The organism is Terrirubrum flagellatum, from assembly GCF_022059845.1.
Classification (GTDB): Bacteria; Pseudomonadota; Alphaproteobacteria; order Rhizobiales; family Beijerinckiaceae; genus Terrirubrum; species Terrirubrum flagellatum.
Genome location: NZ_CP091851.1, coordinates 4,267,501 through 4,285,350 on the forward strand (window position 1 = coordinate 4,267,501; position 17,850 = coordinate 4,285,350).

The following is a 17,850-nucleotide window of genomic DNA, read 5'->3' on the forward strand; positions in this document are numbered from 1 at the left end:
CTGGTCGTCGGGTTATGGCAAGCACACGGAAATCCAGCACGCCAACGGCTATGTCACCACCTATTCGCACCAATCCGCTTTCGCGTCCGGCATCGTCGAGGGCGCGAAGGTGCGGCAGGGGCAGGTGATCGGCTATCTCGGTTCGACGGGCCTCTCGACGGGCCCGCACCTCCACTACGAGGTGGTCGTCAACGGCTCCTATGTCGATCCGATGAAGATCAAGCTGCCGCGCGGGCGCGAACTCGACGGCAAGTCGCTGGCGGAATTCCAGCGTCATCGCGAGCAGGTCGATTCGCTCATGCTGAAGGCGCCGGGCGCCGCGCCGAAGCTCGCGCAGGCGACGCGATAAAGCAAGAATTTCGCGCGGCGCGCAAAGACGCCACAATATTCAAGAATTTTGACGAAGCGTTTCTCGATTGAGAACCGCACAGTTTCAAGAAATCGGGGTTGCGCAATGCGCGCGGAGTGCTGACGGCGCGAAGGTCATAAGCGCCGCTGTGCTATAGTTGCGCTTGCGCGCTGCGCGCCAGGTTGGCTCTGACCACGAGATGATGAAAAGGCCTGATCACGTTGAGATAGACGAAGCCCAGGGCATTATGGGTATGCACAACTGTTGTCGCGATGAGCGACGCGCCTGTTGGAGAATGGCGTCGGAGCAGAGATAGCCGGAAGTCCAGGTGCCGATCATCCGCACCCAGCACAATTTCGTCCTTGCCCTCCCAGTGCACCGGGAAGAAGTCCACCCGGTCATGACTTTCCCGGGACGTCCTGACCGTATCGGAGGTTTTGATGCCAAAGGGCGTAACCATGGCGTCGCGCAGCGCGATCAACGCCTTTTGCCACGCGGGCGGATTGACGAGCGTCCGCGTCGCCAGCTCGCGCATGCTCAACTGCTCCGATGCAATCAAGTCAATGCTGTAGCTATCGAGCAAACTGGCGTTCTTGTACCAGCTTGCGACGACGCTTTCCGATGGCGGCGTCGTCCGGCGCACCAGCTTGCCCTTCCCCCCGCGCTGATCCGGCGCGCGTGTCGGGCTGTCACCTGATTCGCGTGGCGTCTTGTGCGTTGTCATCAGACTTAAGACCTGCCGATGCATCACCATATAGGGCAATTCGACCGTCCTGACGACGTTCGCGGCGGGCGCGGCGCGCATCATTCAAAAATGCCGCCGCATCCCAGCGCCACCGGAACCTATCTGATCAAACCGAAACAGCCGCCCTGCGCGCCTTGCAGCGAATATCCGCTGCAAGGCGGCTTGCGGAGGCGCCGCCTTTGCTTCACCGGAGGCATGAATTCGGGCCGCGGATACAATAGTCCGCAACCTGACGCTGTTTCCGAGTGAAGTCCTTATGCTCTCCCTCATCGCGATCGTCCTGCCCGTTTTCGGCCTGATCGGTCTTGGCTTCATCACCCGGGCAAGCGGCTATATCGGCGACCGCACGGGGGAAGGCCTCTCCGACTATGTCTTCGCGATCGCGATCCCGGCGCTGATCTTCAAGACGCTGACCGGCGTCGCGCTGCCGGCGGTGCAGCCCTGGGGATACTGGATCGCCTATTTCGCCGGCGCCTTTATCGTCTGGGCGATCGCCATGATCGTCGGCCAACGCGTCTTCAAGCTCGATCACACCGCCTCGGTCGTCGCCGGCTTCAGCGCGGGACAGGCGAACACCGTGATGATGGGCATTCCGATGATTCTCGCCGCCTTCGGCGAGGAAGGCGCCGTGCCGCTCTTCATGCTGATCGCCATCCATCTGCCGATCATGGTCAGCGTTGCGACGCTCCTGATGGAGGGACGCGACGCGCATCTCCTCGTCGTGCTGAAGAAACTCACGCATAATCCGATTCTCGTCGCGATCGTGCTCGGCGCACTGGCGAAGATTTTCAATTTCACCCCGCCGAACTTCATCAAGGTCTTCATCGACATGCTGGCGCAGTCAGCGATTCCCTGCGCGCTGTTCTCGATGGGGATCGCGTTGCGGCGCTATGGGCTCGAAAAAGGCGTCGCACTGCCAGCCTTTCTCGCCGTCCTGAAGCTTGGGGCGCATCCGCTGATTGTCTTCATCCTCGCGCGCCATGTCTTCACGATGCCGCCGGCATGGTCCGGCGTCGCGGTGCTGTTCGCCTCCTGCCCCTGCGGCGTGAACGCCTATCTCTTCGCCGAACGCTATCGCGCCGGCGTCGGGGTGGCGTCATCGAGCATTGCGCTGTCGACGGCGATGGCTGTCGTCACCACCGTCGGCTGGCTATGGGCGCTCGGCGTCCACATCCAGTAGATCGAGACCCGCGAGTTCGCGCACGTCGTCAGGCGTCGCGCCCTCCGCGCGCAATTCGCGCAGCGCCGTCGATTTGAGACTCTTCGAGAGCTTCTCTCCATTCGCATCGAGCACGAGCCGATGATGCGTGTAGAGCGGCGCAGGAAGGTCGAGCAGAATCTGCAAAAGCCGATGCATGCTCGTCGCGTGATAGAGATCGCGGCCACGGACGACATGGGTCACACCTTGCGCCGCATCATCGATCACGACGGCGATGTGATAACTTGTGCCGATATCCTTGCGCGCCAGCACCACGTCGCCCCAGGCGGCCGGCTCGGCACGCACCTCATGCGCCTCGCCCTGCTCGTCCACCTCGGTCCACGCTATCTCGCCCGCCGCTTCGAGCGCGCGCGGCGAATCAAGACGCCAGGCGCAGTCCTCGCCCGCCGCAGCGCGCGCCAATCCTGCTGACCCCAGCGCGCGGCAGGTCCCGGGATAGAGCGGCGCGCCGTCGGGATCGCGCGGCCAGGGCGCGCCTGATTCGTGCTCTCTCGCCTCGACGGCGCGGGCGATGTCCGTGCGCGAACAGAAGCAGGGATAGAGGAGGCCCCTCGCCTGCAACCGCTCCTGCGCCGCGAGATAATCCGCCATGAAACGCGACTGGCGCCGCACCGGCTCCTCCCAGGAGAGGCCGAGCCATTTGAGATCGGCGATAATGCCCTCGACATAGTCCTCGCGCGTGCGCGTCGCGTCGATATCCTCAATGCGGAGCAGAAACCGGCCGCGAGCCGCCCGCGCCATCTCAAAATTCAGAATCGCCGACAAAGCATGCCCAAGATGGAGCCAGCCATTCGGGCTCGGCGCGAAGCGGAAGCAGGGTCTGGATTCAGGTTCCATCAGAGATACATCTACACCGAAACAAGTTGCGGCGCGCCGCGCCGATTCGAGACCATCCGTGAGCCACATCATCCGTCACGCCGATCACGTCGCCGAAGGCCTCGCCTTCCTCGACAAAGCCTGTCCGACGATGAACCGCATCATCCCGCTCTCCGGCGAAATCCCGCTACGCCTGCGCGAACCGGGCTTCGAGGGGCTTGCTCACATCGTCGTCGGTCAGCAGGTGTCGGTGGCGAGCGCCAACGCCATCTGGGGCCGCACGCGGACAATCTTCGATCCGCTGACGCCTGAACGGATTCTCGCCGCGACCGACGAGGAGTTCATCGCCGCCGGATTGTCGCGGCCGAAACAGCGGACGCTGCGCGCCATCGCCGAAGCCGCCGCCTCAGGCGCGCTGCCGCTCGCGACTCTTGGCGAACGCGACGCCGACGAGGTCCACGCCACGCTGATCGCGGTGAAGGGCATAGGCCCCTGGACCGCTGATGTCTTCGCCATGTTCTGTCTCGGCCACGCCAATGCTTTTGCAGCGGGAGATCTTGCGCTTCAAGAAGCGGCGCGCATGGCGTTCAACAAGCGCAAGCGTCCCGACGAGAAGCAGCTTCTGAAACTCGCAAAGCCGTGGGCGCCCTGGCGCTCGGTCGCGGCGCGCGTGCTGTGGGCCTATTACAAGGTTCAGAAGAGCCGCGAGGGCGTCACCGGCTGAGCGGCGTCGCCGCCTGCGCGAGCATCGCGGGAACGACGATGCGGTGGAACGGCGTCACGAGCGCGAGATAGACGCGGCCGAGCGCATTGTGTGCGCGCACGATGCTCGACGCCGTCACTGTCTGGCGACCATCACGCGTTTTCTCGACATCGACGCAGACCCTGAAATCGAGATGGCGATCATCGAGGCCGAGGACGACGCGCTCTGGCGACTGGCTGATCACGGGAAACGGCGCAAAGCCATCGCGCTTCTGCAGCGCTTCTTCCGCAGCGGTCTTCAACCCGAACGGACGCACGAGACGATTGCGCAGAAACATCAGCCCGCCGATCCAGCGCGGCGCGCGAAAAAGAACGCGTCTCGTCGCCTCGATCGCGTCAATCGCTTCGCCTGAGATCACGAGGCGATAGGAGTCGGCGAGATGCGCGCCCTCCAGCAATCGGCAGGAATCAGGAAAGGGCGCGGGATGCGGGCGCTCGGTCATGATCGATCATCGCGCTGTCGATGGCGGGAAGCAACTTGGCGAATCGAGAGCCGCGCAGGCAGTCCGAATTTCTGTTCAAGGTCTTTTCTTGACCGAAGTTTGTAGCCGGGACGCCAATTTCACCTCTGATGGGCGGACATCGTCAGCGCCTCTCATTGGGTTTAAAATGGCCGGCACGGCATTGCGCTGTTTTGGACCGATCACGGAGATATCGGGTGAAAACGAATTGGGGAGCGCGGGCGGGAGTCATGTGGTCTCACCTTTTCGCCTGCGTCCTGCTCCTGCAGCCCATCCAGGCTCTCGGCGGCGCCAGGGAGAAAATCGCGGCGCTCGCTCCGTCAGCGCCGGTGCTCGTCCTCGACAAAAATGGCGAGGAGCTGGTGGCTCAGAACGCCGACAAGCCCTTTGTGCCTGCCTCCGTCGCCAAGATCGCGACCGCCTGGCTGGCCATGGAGGTTCTGGGCGCGGACTACCGCTTTGAGACCCGCTTCTACCTCGACAGCGACCGCGTGCTCTATATTCGCGGTGGCGGCGATCCCTTTCTCATTTCCGAAGAGTTGGCTCAGCTCGCGCCGGCGCTGGTCGCGGCCATCGGCAAGCAACCGATCAGCGGCATCATGCTCGATGCGAGCTACTATCCCGCGGATATTCGCATCCCCGGCATCGAAAACACCAGCGAGGCTTACGACGCCCTGAATTCCGCGCTCGCCGTGAACTTCAATACAATTCACGCGACATACAAGGGCAAAACAGTCCAATCCGCAGAAGAGCAAACCCCGATCACGCCGCTCGCGATCAGCCAGTTCCAGGCGCGGGGCGCCAGAGGCTCCGGTCGCATCAGCCTTTCCCAGGACCCTGCGGTCAGTCTGCAATATGCCGGCGAATTGATCGCCGCATTCATCGAGCGGGCCGGCGGCAGCGTCAAAGGCAAGATCTCGACCGGAGCCGCGCCCGAAAGCTTGCAGCCGGTCTATGTTCACCGCCAGTCGCGCAGCCTTTCGAAGATTCTCGAAAGCCTGCTCCTCGATTCAAACAACTACATCGCCAATCAGGTCTTCCTGGAGATCGGCGGCCATCGCCTCGGCGGACCCGTCAGCCTCGAAAAATCGCTCCGGATCGCGAACCAGATGCTTGCAGAACGCGGCCTCGCCGAATCCATTCACATCGACGAGGGTTCCGGCATCAGCCGCGACAACCATTTCACGGCCCGCGGCCTTGCCGAGCTGCTGCGTCTGTTCGAGCCCAACGCCGGTCTGCTCCGCAGCAATGGCGGCGCCCGCTTCAAGACCGGCACTTTTTCCGGCGTCAGCACGCTCGCGGGCTATGCCGACACCTCCAGGCATGGACGCGTGCGGTTCGTGATCGCGCTCACAAGCAGCGATGGCGCGAAGCGCTTTCAACTGCTCAAAGCCATTCAGTCCGAGCTGTAATCGCAGGCGCGCCAGCCAAGCCCAACGTCGCCACGCTTTGCGAAATCCGCTTGAGGTCAAAAGCTGACACGCAAGCGCTTCATGATCCGCGAAGCTTGCGCGTGGGATGCGCGGGCGGTCGGCCATCATCAAGCGTCGCGCTGGTGGCAGGCAAGCGCAGCTTGAATTTGCGCGCAGGCGACACAGAACGTTGAGCGAGTTATATTTTAGATACTATGCCTTGGATTCCGATGTACCTGCTCCAAAAAGATGTCCCCACTCTGATCGAGTTGTTGGGCGAGGACATTGCACTCATTGTGAGCGATGGTGAGAGGCGGTGGCGCGCGACCTTGGATCGATCCCATTCGCTAGATCGACGGAATGCCTTATGGCACGTAGCCAGCGGCCCTCTACCTTTGCTACGAAATTCGCGGGATTTACCAGCCAGCGAGGTAACCAACCCTTGGGCGGGCTGGACCGAAGAAAGAACGGGCGCGGACGCCACCACTCCCTATTTTGGCCCCGGCCACCCGGGGGTCTTTTGGTTGAACTTGAGCGTTCGGGGCAGGGAGCCGGGGAGCGCGTGCGGACTGTCGTCTTTTGAGTGGATCGGCAATCGTTACTCTATGATAGGCAGTCCGGCCCCCGCGGTGACGCTGAAGCGATGGGAGAGGCTCAGACGTCAGATCGCAAAAATCTCCCGAAGGGTGCCACGAGGCGGCCAAGGCGTGTCAGCCCCTGCCGAGATCTGGGCATTCTCCGCCGCATATGCACAACTCGAGATCGGGCGCGCCGATTTTAATCCACATCCATAACGACATCTGCGCAGTTGGCGTGTGGCGTTGCATCGCCTGCGATGCCGCAACAACCTCGATCAAACTAACGAAAATCACGCCGTAGAGAAGCGCAATCGCGGCTGCGACATAGCCGATCTGACCGAGATAGACGGGACCGCCGACAGCCCGCAGGCGACAAAACATCGTCTGCATCGAAGCCGATCGCCGCGACCTGCGCCTGTCGCTCTCTTCTCCTTGAACTGACAATGGGCCGCAGACGCGCTATATCCCGATCGTATTGTGATTGGCGCCTTGTGTCGCCGAAATGCACGCTCCCAGGGAGGCGCTCAGATGGCTACCGTCGCACTCAACCGTCGCACTCTCCTCGCCGCTGGCGGCTCTGCCCTGGCGGCCGGAACGGCCGGGCTCCTCTTGCCAGCCCATGGCCAGGGCCTCACGGCGACCGAGTCGATGTCGGGCGGGGCGAACAACTACATCAAGGGCGCGGCGATCGTGAACCGGATCGGCAAGGGCGGCTTCTGGATGAGCGGCACAGTCCGCCGCGCCGGCGACGGGGCTCCGCTCGCCGGGCAGCGCATCCAGATCTGGGCGCACACGGTCGAGGGGCAGGAGCACGAGCCGCAGAGCCACGGCGCCACGATGACCGACAAGGACGGCAAGTTCCGCCTCGAGATGCCGCAGATCATCCCGATCTTCGGCCAGCCGCATGGCCACCTCGCCTATGACAGCGGCGAATTCAAAACCGTCTTTCTGCGCCCCATCATGCGGAGCGCAAAAGAGACCAGCCTCGAGGCGCACTTCGTCCTTCAGCGGGTTTGAACCAAATCCGGGAATAACGGGATGAGATGGGCGAAGGCGACCCTGATCTGGGCCGCCCTTGCAGCCGTGATTTGCGCGCCGATCGCCTTTGCAGCGACAAGCGAGCAGCTCGAATGGCGCGGGCCGATCTACATCCTGGCCGGCTTCGCGGGAATCATCGCGCTGGCCCTCGTGCTTGTTCAGCCTTTGTTGATTGGCGGATATTTGCCGGGATTGTCAGCGCTTCGCGGGCGGCGCGCCCATCACTGGATCGGAGGCGCTCTGGTGCTGGCGATCGTAATCCATGTCGCGGGCCTCTGGATCACCAGCCCGCCTGACATGATCGACGCCCTTCTCTTCACATCGCCGACGCCGTTCTCTCCGTTCGGCGTGATCGCGATGTGGGCGATCTTCGCCGTCGCGCTTCTGGCTGCGCTGCGCCGACGATTGAGACTGCGACCGCGAACCTGGCGCATCGCTCACATGGTCCTCGCGGTGGTCATCGTCGGAGGCGGCGTGGTCCACGCCATGCTGATCGAGGGGACGATGGAGACGGTGTCGAAAGCCATCCTTTGCGCGCTGGTTCTCGCGGCGGCCATAAAAGTAATGGCTGACCTGTGGCCGTGGAGAAAGCGAGCGATGGCGCGCGCAGAGACGCCGCGACCCTGACAGAGAAGGTCATCGATCCCGCGACGAACGCGGCCGACAGGCGATCAGCGTTTCAGTGCCTGCGGTGGCGATGAAGTCGCGGACCGAAGCCAAGCGCGCGGACGGTCGCTAGTGCGGCGCCAATGGCCGCATGCCCGACATCCTGGACGAAATGTTTCAGCGCCCCCAACAGCCGCTTGATCTCCTTGTGAAGGAATACTTCGGGCCCCGCCATGTGGCCCTGCGGCGGATCGACGTGATATTGAAGCTCCCAGCTCCCGCTGATGGTCGACAGGGACATCCCCGGCGCGCCGAGCACCACAACGAGCTTCAGCCGCGCCTTCTGTTCTTTCGTCATTTTGGCGAGGATATACGCGATATTATATCCGCCCGCCGAAAATCCATAGAGCGCCGTGACCGAAGAGCGATTGATTTCGTCCAACGCCATCTTTCTTTGTCGGCCATCGTCCCGGCGGTCGTTCGGCGTGAAGCCCGGCACCTTCAGGACCATCGCGGAATAACCGCGCAATTCGGCGTAAGCGATCGCCGCATCATCATCGAGCGCGCCGTCCGGCCAGTTGCTGACGCCCTTCCAGGTGTAGCCGCCCGGATTTCCGCGAAGAATAAGCATGGTCGACATGACGTGTCCCCTCCTCGGAGGTTGCGACTCCTGGCGTCAGCCAGTCCGTCTCCGATGAGCGATTTTCTAACGCGCCGCTGCGGCGTGCGCTGTTCCCGTGGGAACGGGAGATGGAGGATTTCTCGCGAGCCGCGACCGCAAGTTCTTTTGATCGAAAGCCCAGATGCAAACGCTTCGCCATCGGCCAAGCTTGTGCGCGCGACGCTTCGTTGAAGCTCGCTACGCCCTTCGCTGCGCCAGCGTCGTCATGATCACGCCGATGACAATCACGCCGCCGCCAATCCATGTCGTCGCGGCGTAGGTTTCGCCGAGAAACATCACGCCCGAGAGCAGACCCACAGCGGCCGCGACATAGCCGATCTGACTGAGATAGACCGGTCCGCCGACGACTTGCAGGCGAAAGAACAGCGCCTGCATCAAAGCCGACGCCGCGACCTGCGTCGCCACGAGCCAGGGCGCCGCGGAGAGCGATGCAATGGGGAAATCACGCGCGGCGACAAGCGAAACCGCAGCGAGCAGGATCGCAGCGGCCACATTGCTGCCGGCGGCGAGTTCGATCGGCGTCGCATCCTTCGGCCAGAACGCGCTGCGATAGATATTGCCTGCGGCGAGACTGACGGGAATCAGCAGCGCAAGCGCGATCCAGAGCGGATCGCCGGGACGTCCGACTTCGCCGCGCGTCGTCGCCACGAGAATCGCGCCCGCAAAACCAACTGCAATGCCGGCGACGCCAAGCGCGGTCGGCCGACGCACGCCTGACAGAAGCGAAAGCAGTAGCGTCAACACCGGCGAGAGCGTGAACATCAGGCTGACATAGCCGGCGCCTAGGCGCGGGATCGCGGACAGCACCAGGAGATTCGGCAGCGCGTAGGAAATCGCGGCCGTGATCGCGTAGTAGACGAGGCTTGCGCGATCGGCTCTTGGACGACGCCCCGACATCAGCAGCGCGCCGAACAGCACGACGCCGCCGCCACAGGCGATCACGAACGCCCAGACGAAAGGCGACAAGCCCGCCTGCGCGGCGAGCTTGCCGAACGGAAATGTCAGCCCGACCAGGCCGCCGGTTGCGAGAAGCAGCAGCGCCGGCGAATCAAACACCGTCATGAGATGGAGGCAAGAGTTTCAACCTAACGCACTTTCAAGCGATCGACGCGCGGGGCTCGTCTCGCAGACGAGCACTCGGATAATCGAGGTGCGACCCGCCAATCTGAAACGCATCAATCTTCGTTACAATCTCCGTCGCCAAGCGTTCCCATCTCAACGCAGACCCCTTGATGTCGCGTGAGAGTCCGCTCGCTAATCGGACACATACGGAAGCAACCATAGAGCACTTCGCCCCGTCGAGAGACTTCGCCAATCAGTGACTCTGGAGCCGCAATCTGTCCGTCAGAGTTCCTCACGATTCGCCAAAACAATGTTTTCGATCCGGGACTTTGAACGTAAGCGTCCCCGGTCTCGGAATTAACTCCGAGCCGACCCCACCTGACAAAGCATTTCCCTATTAAATCAGTTCGGCCCTTACACACCTGCTCCTGAGCGAACGCTGGCTGACTTAAAAAGACGCCGGAGAGCAGGAGGAGCGCAAGGCGGAACGACGACACGGGGCCTCAGCCCTTGGCGGCCTTCAGCGCCGCCTCGAAGCCCGCGCGAATAAGCTGCTGGTCGTTCTGGATGCAGACGATCTGGTAACCGGCGGCGACAAGCTGCTTCGCGCGCTGCGGCGACGCGCCATAGGCGCAGGCCACCTTGCCCGCCTTGCGGATGCGACGCCCGAGATCGGCCATGCATTCGAACACCTGATCGCTGAGACCGTCGATGACAGCGCCGTTGCTGAGCGCGACCGAAATGTCGGACGGCCCGGTGAGAATGCCGTCGATGCCCGGCACCGCCATGATGTTGTCGAGCGCGTCCATCGCTTCCTTTGTCTCGCACATGGCGATCGAAAGCGTGAAATCATTCGCGCTCTTCAAATAGTCGGGCAGCGTCATGCCGGAGAGCTGCAGCGCGCGCGCCGGCCCCCAGCTCCGCTCTCCAAGCGGCGGCAGCTTAGCGTAGGCGGCGAAGGTCTTCGCGTCTTCAACCGTGTTGATCATCGGCGCGACGACGCCGGCGGCGCCGAAATCGAGCAGGCGCGACACCGATGCGAAATCGCCGACGGGAATGCGGGCGAGGCAAGGCTTGCCGGCAAGCGTCACCTCGCCAATGCCGGCGAAGCAGGAGGCCGCGTCATGATTGCCATGCTGCTGGTCGAGCAGCACCGCATCGAAGCCGGACCGCGCCATCAGGCCCGCCACCAGCGGATCGGTGAGGCCGCACCAGCCGAGCCAGATGGGCTTGCCAGCTTTCAGGAGCGAAGGCAGCGCGGCGATCGGGGACGTCATTTCAAATTCCTTCAGGCGTTTCCGGGGCGGAGAATGGTCGAAACTTCAAAGCCGGGAAAGCTGCCATGCGGCGGGCGGCCATGCGCCGCCGGAAGGCGCTTGCGCGATCAGCGCCACGCCCACTCGCCGGCGCCGAACACCAGCACCTTGCCCTGCCAGACATCCTGATTGGCGGCGAGTTCGGTCGGCACGCCGCCGAGCATCGTCATCAGCGCGCGGGCGACGCCGCCATGGGAGACCATCACCGTATCGCGCGTCAGTTCATCGATCGCCGGGCGCACGCGCTCGAGCAGCATGGCGTAGCTCTCGCCGTCAGGGGGAACGAAACCCCATTTGTCGCGCGAGCGCCGCTTGGCGCCTGCGGGATCGTGACGCACGACCTCCTTCCAGGTCAGCCCTTCCCATTTGCCGAAGGTGAGCTCCTTCAATCGTTCATCGAGGCGGTAGCCGACGGGGTTGAGGCCCATCGCCTCGCGGGCCAGCTCCATGGTCTCGCGCGTGCGCAGCATCGGGCTCGCGACGAAGTCGCAATCCTCGATGAGAGGCACGGTCGCCTTCAGCTTCGCGCCGGCTTCGCCCGCCTGCACGCGGCCGAGATCATTGAGCGGAATATCGCGCTGGCCCTGCAGACGCCCTTCGGCGTTCCAGTCGGTCTCGCCATGACGAATGAAGTAAAGGCGGGGCCGCTCCGCGCGACGAGGCGGACCGGCGTGCATGCTCAGCGGACTTGAACCGTGAAGTCTTCGATTGACGGAGAACCTTCCGGCCAAATCACTTCGACGGCGAAACTGTCCGTCCCGACAAAACCAGGATTGGGCGTGTAATAGACGCCGACGCCTTCGACCTTGCGCGAATTGCATTTGAAGCGCGGATGAGTGGCCGCGAAGGTCGGGAATTCGCCTTCGCGGCGGAACCCGATCGTTCCTCCGCGCGGCGCCGAGGCGAGCGTCACCGTGGCGTAGCCGAGGCTCGTGCAATCGGGGCCGACGGAGCGATAATGCTTGGCCCGCACTGCGACATTGCGCGAGGTGAACAGCGCCGTCGTCTCAACTCGCTGCGAGGCGGTCGAAATACACGCGCTGACGCTGAGGGCGGCGAACGCCGCGAGAGTGAATCGCCATCTCATGAGTTGCATCCTGAGGCGTGCAATCGTTGCGTCGATTCGGAGCGGCGGGCAACTGACGGAACGTCGCGCCTGATCTTTCTTATTCGCTCTTGTCGAGCGACATGTCGGGCGCTTCCGGATTCTTCATGCCGACGACATGATAGCCGGCGTCGACATGCAGAATCTCGCCGGTCATGCCGCGCGACATGTCGGAGCAGAGATAGGCCGCGGTCTCGCCGACCTCCTCGATCGTCACCGTGCGGCGCAGCGGCGAATTATATTCGTTCCATTTCAGGATGTAGCGGAAATCGCCGATGCCGGACGCCGCGAGCGTCTTGATCGGGCCGGCCGAAATCGCATTCACGCGGATATTCTTCGGGCCGAGATCGGCCGCGAGATAGCGCACGCTCGCCTCGAGCGCAGCCTTGGCGACGCCCATCACGTTGTAATGCGGCATCCATTTCTCGGCGCCGTAATAGGTCAGCGTCAGCATGGCGCCGCCGTTCGGCATCAGCTTCTCGGCGCGCTGGGCGATCGCCGTGAAGGAATAACAGGAGACCAGCAGGCTGGTGGTGAAATTCCCCTGCGTCGTGTCGACATAGCGGCCGGTGAGTTCGTTCTTGTCGGCGAAGGCGATGCAGTGGATGACGAAATCGATCGAGCCCCAGACCTTCTGAATTTCCGCGAAAACTGCATCGATGGTCGCGCCATCGGTGACGTCGCAATGGCCGACGACCTTGGCGCCGATGGAATCCGCCAGCGGCCGGACCCGCTTCTCCAGCGCCTCGCCCTGATAGGTGAAGGCAAGCTCCGCCCCCTGCTCATGGGCGGCCCTGGCGATGCCCCAGGCGATCGACCTGTTGTTGGCGACGCCCATGACCAGGCCGCGCTTGCCCTTGAGAATTCCGCCCGTCGTCATGTTTTTCCGCGTCTTTCCGTCCAGTTCGGGCGGCCTATAGCGAAAGCAGGCCGGGCGGGAAAGCTGAAACGGCGGGGCCACGGTCCCGCCCACCGGTGGAAAAGCTGGGCGCCGCCTGTGCGTTCCGGCCCGCTTCTGTGGGCGAATCAGCCGCTGGACTGGACAGCGGCGCGCCGGGAGGATTTGGTTAACGGCTGGTTGAGAATGCCCAAGGAGTTCGCGGGGTGGCGCGCCGATCCGATATCGAAGCCCTGACCCCGGGCCTGCGACGCTATGCGCGCGGGCTGACCGGGGCGTTCGATATCGCCGACGATCTGACCCAGGACGCGATCCTTTCCGGCCTCCGTTCGGGAGGCATGGGCCGGGGGCCGGCTCTCAAGCGCCGCCTCTATGCGATTCTGACCGATTTCAACCGCATGCGGGTCGCGGCACTCGCCGATTCGGACGCCTATGGCGAGGAATCGCGCGGAGTCGTCACACCGTTCAGCCGGGGCGTCGCGGGCGAAACGGCGCCTGCTGTCGACCTGAGCCCGCTGGCGCTTCTGACGCTGGCGGAGCGCGAGGCCATTCTGCTCGTCGCGATCGAGGGCTTCGATTATCCCGACGCCGCCGACATCATCGGCGTGTCGCGGCCCGCCCTGATCGCCCGCCTCGCCCGCGCCCGCGGCGAGGGCGCGCCGAACGCCGACCGCAATGGCGGCCGCCGGCACCTCCGGGTGGTGTCGTGACCAGGCCCGCTATTCTGGACGCCGACCTGCACGCTTACGTCGATGGGCAACTGGCCGGCCGCGAGCTCGACGACGTCCGTCGCTATCTCGCGGCCGAGCCGGCGGCGGCTGTGCGGATCGGACGCTGGATCGACCAGCGCTCGGCGCTGAAGGCGCAGCTCGACCGCATCGCCGAGGAGCCGCTGCCGCTCCGCCTCAGGCTGTCGCGCATCGCGACCGCGCCGGACGAACGGCGCAGCGAACAGAATCACTTCCTGTTCGCGCTCGGCGCGCTGACCGGCTTCGCTTTCGGACTCGCCATCGCCGGCGCGATGCTGCTGACGCTGAAGTAGCGGTAAGGCCGCAGCCCGCACATGCGGGTCATCCAACTGGACGCCAGCGGCTCGGGCGGCTCGCTGGATTTTACCCCCGCTTCGCTCGTTGCGCTTGGAGCTCCGAGCGAACATGGGCGCAATCTGAACGCATTGATTGACTCAATGATTTGGATCGACCCAACGATCTGGGGAGGGATCAACAGCGTCCAGCCTCCTTATCTGGCTCACGTCCTGAACATGGAAAACGCGGGCAATGAGCTTCAAAAAGAAATCGAAGCCTTTGCGCGCGCGTTTCGCGAAGCCAAAGCTGAGTTTCGGTTGTCGCGAGGGTATGACGCGCAAACCTACTTCGAAATTGGTTTGGCTTCATCGACAAGGCGCCTACTTCAAATGCTGGCGGCTATGACTCAACAGCGCCACTAGACTTATGGCCCCATTCGAATGGATCATCGCGTTGCTGATTGCCGCCGCGCTGCTCGCGGCGCCGGCGCGGCGCTCTGGCTACGCCCTCAATAGGGCTTGCCTGCCACGTAGCCATAGAAATTCGCCAGAAAATCCTCAAGGGAAAGATCCTTGGCCCCGTGGGGAATCGCGTAGTTGTCCTGCCCCCAAGTGAAGACTTTGAGCCTCACCTTTCCGCCCGATCGGTCGATCCGTGAGCGCAGCGCGACGACGTGGTTGCCCTTCCCTTCCGTGGATTGCTTCTCTTCATACAGCATGTTGGCGTTGATGCGCAGGATGATGCGGTATCCCTTGTCGAACAGCTCGTTGGCGCTGTCGATCGCGTCCGCGTCCGCGCTGTAGACCCGGTTCGTCTCGTTGCGGACGTCGACATAGCCGGAACGCTCGAACCAGTGAGTGATCTCGCGCGAGGTGGAGCCGCCGCTATCCGATATGGATTGATAATCGAAAAACCAATTGGACGAATCGCGGATGCTCGCCATCGTCAGCCAGTCTACATGGTCGATCGATTCCGGCGGCATATAATTGCGAAGGTCGCTTCCCGGCTCGATCTCCCATTGGTCGATCTTCGCTTTCCCTTTCTCGAAGAGATCGATCGCGTACCGCGCGAACGCCACCGGATTGTCGCTCGCGACATTGTAGAGCAGCGACGCCGGCCCGCACAGTCCCGCCTGATCCTGATTGAATGTGCCCGGACTGGCGATGCGCATCAGGAGGCCGGTTCCGACGTCCATCCTGTCGAGATAGGGAAAGCTGGTCGCGCCATTACGTTCGAGAAAATCACAGGCCATGTCGGCGGCGGTCCGCTGCCTGCTCGTCGCCAGCGAATAGGGGCCTTTGCCGAACGGCGATTTCCTGATCTTGGCGATCAGCATGTCGAGCATTCTGCGCGACCGCGATTCGATGCTTCTCGATTTCGTGGATACGATGTCGAGGTCGGCGATCTCATCTGCGGTGATGATTCCGTCGCTCAACGTGGCGCGCACGATATTCACGACCTCGGCATGGCTGAGGCGCAGATCGCCGTCGAGGCCATCGTTCAATCCCTTGATCACGGATTTCGTCTTCAGGTCGCTCCATTGTCCCGCCGGTTTAGGCGGCGCCGGCGCCGGTTTGGGCGCGGGCAGTCCGAGCTTGGCGATCATCGGGCCGCCGGGTTCGACGAAGCCCGTCTGGCCGCCCGGAAAATTCTGGCTCTGATAGAGAAGAATCGCCTGATAGAGGGCGTCGCTCGAAATGCCGCCGATGACGCGGCCGCCGATGCTCCCCGCCGCGCCGCCCTTGTCGGCTGGAATGGCGTTCAGCAGTTTGATGACGGTCTCCTGATCGTCCTTCCAGTTCTGGCACTGCCGTCCCGTGTTAGCGTGACGGCCGACGCGCGCTCGAATCGGCATGGATGCGATCTCCCTCACAAGCTTCGGCGCAAGCGCCATCTGCTCCGCGAGGATAGGGCCGTGGCGATCGTTTTCTGTGCCCGCGGTGACAGAGGCGCGCCCTGAAGGGCGATTTGTATGACGACAGGCGGGTCGCACGGCGCGGCGCGTGCGCCACGACACGCGCGAGCCATGATGGGAGACACCGTCTGATAACGAGCGGCGCGGCGATCAGAACCGATTGCTGCTCGCGCTCGGCGCGATGTTGCTGACGCTCAAGCAGGCGGCTATTCCAGCCAAGCTGCGGGATCGCGCAGTTTTCCTCCCATGTGGACCGTCGTTGAAACGGCCCCCATCGTTTTCAAGAAGCTATGGCCACATTCGAATGGATCATCGCGCTGCTGATCGCCGCCGTTCTCCTCGCAGGACTGGCGCGGCGTCTGGCTGCGCCCTATCCGACCTTTCTCGCCATCGGCGGCGCCTGCCTCGCCTTCATTCCCAACAGCCCGTCATGGACGCTCGATCCCGAACTCGCGCTCGCGCTGTTCGTCGCGCCGGTGCTGCTCGACGCCGCCTACGACACGTCGCTGCGCGACCTGCGCGACAACTGGGCGCCGGTCGGCGGCCTCGTCTTCGTCGCCGTCATCGCGACAACCGCCGCGGTCGCATTCGTCGCGCGCTGGCTCGTGCCCGACATGCCCTGGCCGGTCGCGATCGCGCTCGGCGCCATCGTCGCGCCGCCCGACGCCGCGGCGGCGACTGCGATCGTCAGGCAGGTCAAGCTGCCGCATCGGCTGGTGAAAATTCTCGAAGGCGAAAGTCTGCTCAATGACGCCAGCGCGCTGCTGATCTATCGCCTCGCCATTCTCGCGCTCACCACGGGCGGCCTGACATGGGCTCAGGCCGGACCGGCCTTTCTCATCACCGTGATCGGCAGCGCGGCGGCGGGCTACGCGCTGGCGCGCGTCACGCCCGTGCTGGTCAGGCTATTCGATGACGCGCCGTCCTCGATCATCGTGCAGTTCGCCACCACTTTCTCAGTCTGGATCTTCGCCGAGCATGTCGGCCTCTCCGGCATTCTCACGATTGTCGTCTACGCCATGACGCTGTCGCGACGCATCGGCTCGCGCATGCCGGCGCGATTGCGCGTGCCCTCCTATGCCGTGTGGGAGGCGACGGTGTTCATTCTCAACGCCTTCGCCTTCGTGCTGATCGGCCTGCAGCTCCGGCCGATCTGGGAGCGTCTCGATCAGACCTTGCGCGTCGAATATGGCGCCGTCGCACTGTCGGTGCTGGCGACAGTGATCGTCGTCCGGCTCGGCTGGGTGATGAGCTACAACAAGGCGATCCGCATGAAGATCGCGCGCTACGGATTTCGTCCCCGCCACGCCATGTCGCCTCCGACCGTGCAGGGCGGAATCATCATCTCATGGGCCGGCATGCGCGGCATCGTCACGCTCGCGGCCGCTTTCGCGCTGCCGGAGACATTGCCTGGCGGCGGCGCCTTCCCCTATCGCGATCTCATCCTGCTCACCGCCTTCTGCGTGGTGCTCGGCACGCTCGTCATTCAGGGGCTGACGCTCAAGCCGCTCATCGCCGCGTTGAAGCTGGATGACGGCGATCCCGTCGGACGAGAGATCGGCTGGGCGCGCGCCGAAGCCTATCGCGCCGCGCTTGCGGCGATCGACGGCGACGAGACGATCGAGGCGAAAATCGTGCGCAAGGAATATCAGGCGCTTCTTGCCGCCGCCGGCGATGGCGAAGATCAGCGCGCGGCTGGCGAGTTGCCGGGCGATCGCGTCAGGCGCGCGGTGATCGCAGCGGCGCGTCGGCATATGGATGAATTGCGCTTGAAGGGCGTCATCGGCGACGACGCCTATCATGTGCTGGAGGAAGAATTCGACTGGGCGGAACTGAGCGCGGCCGAGGGGCGGTAATCAAT

The 17,850-nt window shown here is 63.6% G+C and carries 21 protein-coding genes (1 of these 21 only partly in view); 10 read left to right on the top strand and 11 right to left on the bottom strand.

Going from position 1 to position 17,850, the window contains the following annotated elements; translation table 11 throughout:
* Positions 1 to 349, top strand: partial view of a peptidoglycan DD-metalloendopeptidase family protein gene (locus tag L8F45_RS20465; RefSeq protein ID WP_342359698.1) — the 3' portion only. The gene continues 1,670 nt to the left of window position 1, outside the view; only the last 349 of its 2,019 coding nucleotides appear in the window; its start codon lies off the left edge, out of view; it ends in the stop codon at positions 347 to 349.
* Positions 350 to 500: 151 nt separating this feature from the next.
* Here L8F45_RS20465 and L8F45_RS20470 read toward each other — a convergent pair whose 3' ends face one another.
* Positions 501 to 1,157 carry a DUF2867 domain-containing protein gene (locus tag L8F45_RS20470; protein ID WP_342359699.1) on the bottom strand — a complete coding sequence of 219 codons (657 nt, stop codon included), beginning with the start codon at positions 1,155 to 1,157 and terminating at the stop codon, positions 501 to 503.
* A gap of 193 nt (positions 1,158 to 1,350) precedes the next feature.
* Here L8F45_RS20470 and L8F45_RS20475 point away from each other — a divergent pair, with 193 nt between their 5' ends.
* Positions 1,351 to 2,274 carry an AEC family transporter gene (locus tag L8F45_RS20475; RefSeq protein ID WP_342359700.1) on the top strand — a complete coding sequence of 308 codons (924 nt, stop codon included), beginning with the start codon at positions 1,351 to 1,353 and terminating at the stop codon, positions 2,272 to 2,274.
* Here the strand turns inward: L8F45_RS20475 and gluQRS are convergent.
* On the bottom strand, positions 2,245 to 3,150 hold the full coding sequence (gluQRS, locus tag L8F45_RS20480; RefSeq protein ID WP_342359701.1) for a tRNA glutamyl-Q(34) synthetase GluQRS: 906 nt from the start codon (positions 3,148 to 3,150) through the stop codon (positions 2,245 to 2,247). The genes L8F45_RS20475 and gluQRS overlap by 30 nt on opposite strands.
* Before the next feature lie 70 nt (positions 3,151 to 3,220).
* On the opposite strand from gluQRS, the gene L8F45_RS20485 reads away from it, so the two are divergent.
* Positions 3,221 to 3,853: a DNA-3-methyladenine glycosylase family protein gene (locus tag L8F45_RS20485; RefSeq protein ID WP_425330035.1), complete on the top strand. Its 633-nt coding sequence runs from the start codon at positions 3,221 to 3,223 to the stop codon at positions 3,851 to 3,853.
* Here L8F45_RS20485 and L8F45_RS20490 read toward each other — a convergent pair.
* Entirely contained in the window at positions 3,843 to 4,334 is a 492-nt protein-coding gene (locus L8F45_RS20490; RefSeq protein ID WP_342359703.1) for a DUF2867 domain-containing protein, read from the bottom strand. The two genes, L8F45_RS20485 and L8F45_RS20490, sit on opposite strands and share 11 nt — an antisense overlap.
* A 248-nt stretch (positions 4,335 to 4,582) precedes the next feature.
* Here L8F45_RS20490 and L8F45_RS20495 point away from each other — a divergent pair, with 248 nt between their 5' ends.
* Positions 4,583 to 5,764: a D-alanyl-D-alanine carboxypeptidase/D-alanyl-D-alanine-endopeptidase gene (locus L8F45_RS20495; protein ID WP_342359704.1), complete on the top strand. Its 1,182-nt coding sequence runs from the start codon at positions 4,583 to 4,585 to the stop codon at positions 5,762 to 5,764.
* Between the two features lie 710 nt (positions 5,765 to 6,474).
* Here the strand turns inward: L8F45_RS20495 and L8F45_RS20500 are convergent.
* Entirely contained in the window at positions 6,475 to 6,732 is a 258-nt protein-coding gene (locus tag L8F45_RS20500) for a hypothetical protein (RefSeq protein WP_342359705.1), read from the bottom strand.
* A 138-nt stretch (positions 6,733 to 6,870) separates the two neighbouring features.
* Between L8F45_RS20500 and L8F45_RS20505 the strand changes: the two genes are divergently transcribed.
* Positions 6,871 to 7,359, top strand: a complete 489-nt coding sequence (locus tag L8F45_RS20505) for a peptidase associated/transthyretin-like domain-containing protein (protein WP_342359706.1) — start codon at positions 6,871 to 6,873, stop codon at positions 7,357 to 7,359.
* Between the two features lie 21 nt (positions 7,360 to 7,380).
* A complete protein-coding gene (locus tag L8F45_RS20510) occupies positions 7,381 to 8,007 on the top strand; it encodes a ferric reductase-like transmembrane domain-containing protein (protein ID WP_342359707.1) in 627 nt (208 codons plus the stop codon).
* Between the two features lie 52 nt (positions 8,008 to 8,059).
* Here L8F45_RS20510 and L8F45_RS20515 read toward each other — a convergent pair whose 3' ends face one another.
* From L8F45_RS20515 to fabI, 6 genes are all read right to left on the bottom strand, one after another.
* Positions 8,060 to 8,626, bottom strand: a complete 567-nt coding sequence (locus L8F45_RS20515; RefSeq protein ID WP_342359708.1) for a hypothetical protein — start codon at positions 8,624 to 8,626, stop codon at positions 8,060 to 8,062.
* 219 nt (positions 8,627 to 8,845) lie between these two features.
* Entirely contained in the window at positions 8,846 to 9,730 is an 885-nt protein-coding gene (locus tag L8F45_RS20520; protein WP_342359709.1) for a DMT family transporter, read from the bottom strand.
* Between the two features lie 503 nt (positions 9,731 to 10,233).
* Entirely contained in the window at positions 10,234 to 11,007 is a 774-nt protein-coding gene (locus L8F45_RS20525; protein ID WP_342359710.1) for an HpcH/HpaI aldolase family protein, read from the bottom strand.
* Between the two features lie 107 nt (positions 11,008 to 11,114).
* Entirely contained in the window at positions 11,115 to 11,723 is a 609-nt protein-coding gene (locus L8F45_RS20530) for a histidine phosphatase family protein (RefSeq protein WP_342359711.1), read from the bottom strand.
* 2 nt (positions 11,724 to 11,725) lie between these two features.
* Positions 11,726 to 12,133 (bottom strand): hypothetical protein, encoded by a 408-nt coding sequence (locus L8F45_RS20535; protein WP_342359712.1) that lies wholly within the window; start codon positions 12,131 to 12,133, stop codon positions 11,726 to 11,728.
* A gap of 79 nt (positions 12,134 to 12,212) precedes the next feature.
* Positions 12,213 to 13,031: an enoyl-ACP reductase FabI gene (fabI, locus tag L8F45_RS20540; protein WP_342359713.1), complete on the bottom strand. Its 819-nt coding sequence runs from the start codon at positions 13,029 to 13,031 to the stop codon at positions 12,213 to 12,215.
* A 224-nt stretch (positions 13,032 to 13,255) separates the two neighbouring features.
* Here fabI and L8F45_RS20545 point away from each other — a divergent pair, with 224 nt between their 5' ends.
* From L8F45_RS20545 to L8F45_RS20555, 3 genes are read left to right on the top strand one after another with little or no spacing between them, the layout of a single operon-like run.
* The gene (locus tag L8F45_RS20545) at positions 13,256 to 13,759 is read left to right on the top strand and encodes a sigma factor-like helix-turn-helix DNA-binding protein (RefSeq protein ID WP_342359714.1); all 504 of its coding nucleotides are present in this window, start codon (positions 13,256 to 13,258) and stop codon (positions 13,757 to 13,759) included.
* Positions 13,756 to 14,091 carry an anti-sigma factor family protein gene (locus tag L8F45_RS20550; RefSeq protein ID WP_342359715.1) on the top strand — a complete coding sequence of 112 codons (336 nt, stop codon included), beginning with the start codon at positions 13,756 to 13,758 and terminating at the stop codon, positions 14,089 to 14,091. Before L8F45_RS20545 ends, L8F45_RS20550 begins: the two co-directional genes overlap by 4 nt.
* Positions 14,092 to 14,112: 21 nt before the next feature.
* Complete coding sequence (locus L8F45_RS20555) at positions 14,113 to 14,496, top strand: barstar family protein (protein ID WP_342359716.1); 384 nt, start codon at positions 14,113 to 14,115, stop codon at positions 14,494 to 14,496.
* An 86-nt stretch (positions 14,497 to 14,582) separates the two neighbouring features.
* Here L8F45_RS20555 and L8F45_RS20560 read toward each other — a convergent pair whose 3' ends face one another.
* Entirely contained in the window at positions 14,583 to 15,929 is a 1,347-nt protein-coding gene (locus L8F45_RS20560) for a hypothetical protein (protein ID WP_342359717.1), read from the bottom strand.
* 350 nt (positions 15,930 to 16,279) lie between these two features.
* On the opposite strand from L8F45_RS20560, the gene L8F45_RS20565 reads away from it, so the two are divergent.
* On the top strand, positions 16,280 to 17,845 hold the full coding sequence (locus L8F45_RS20565) for a Na+/H+ antiporter (RefSeq protein WP_342359718.1): 1,566 nt from the start codon (positions 16,280 to 16,282) through the stop codon (positions 17,843 to 17,845).
* Positions 17,846 to 17,850: the final 5 nt, after the last annotated feature.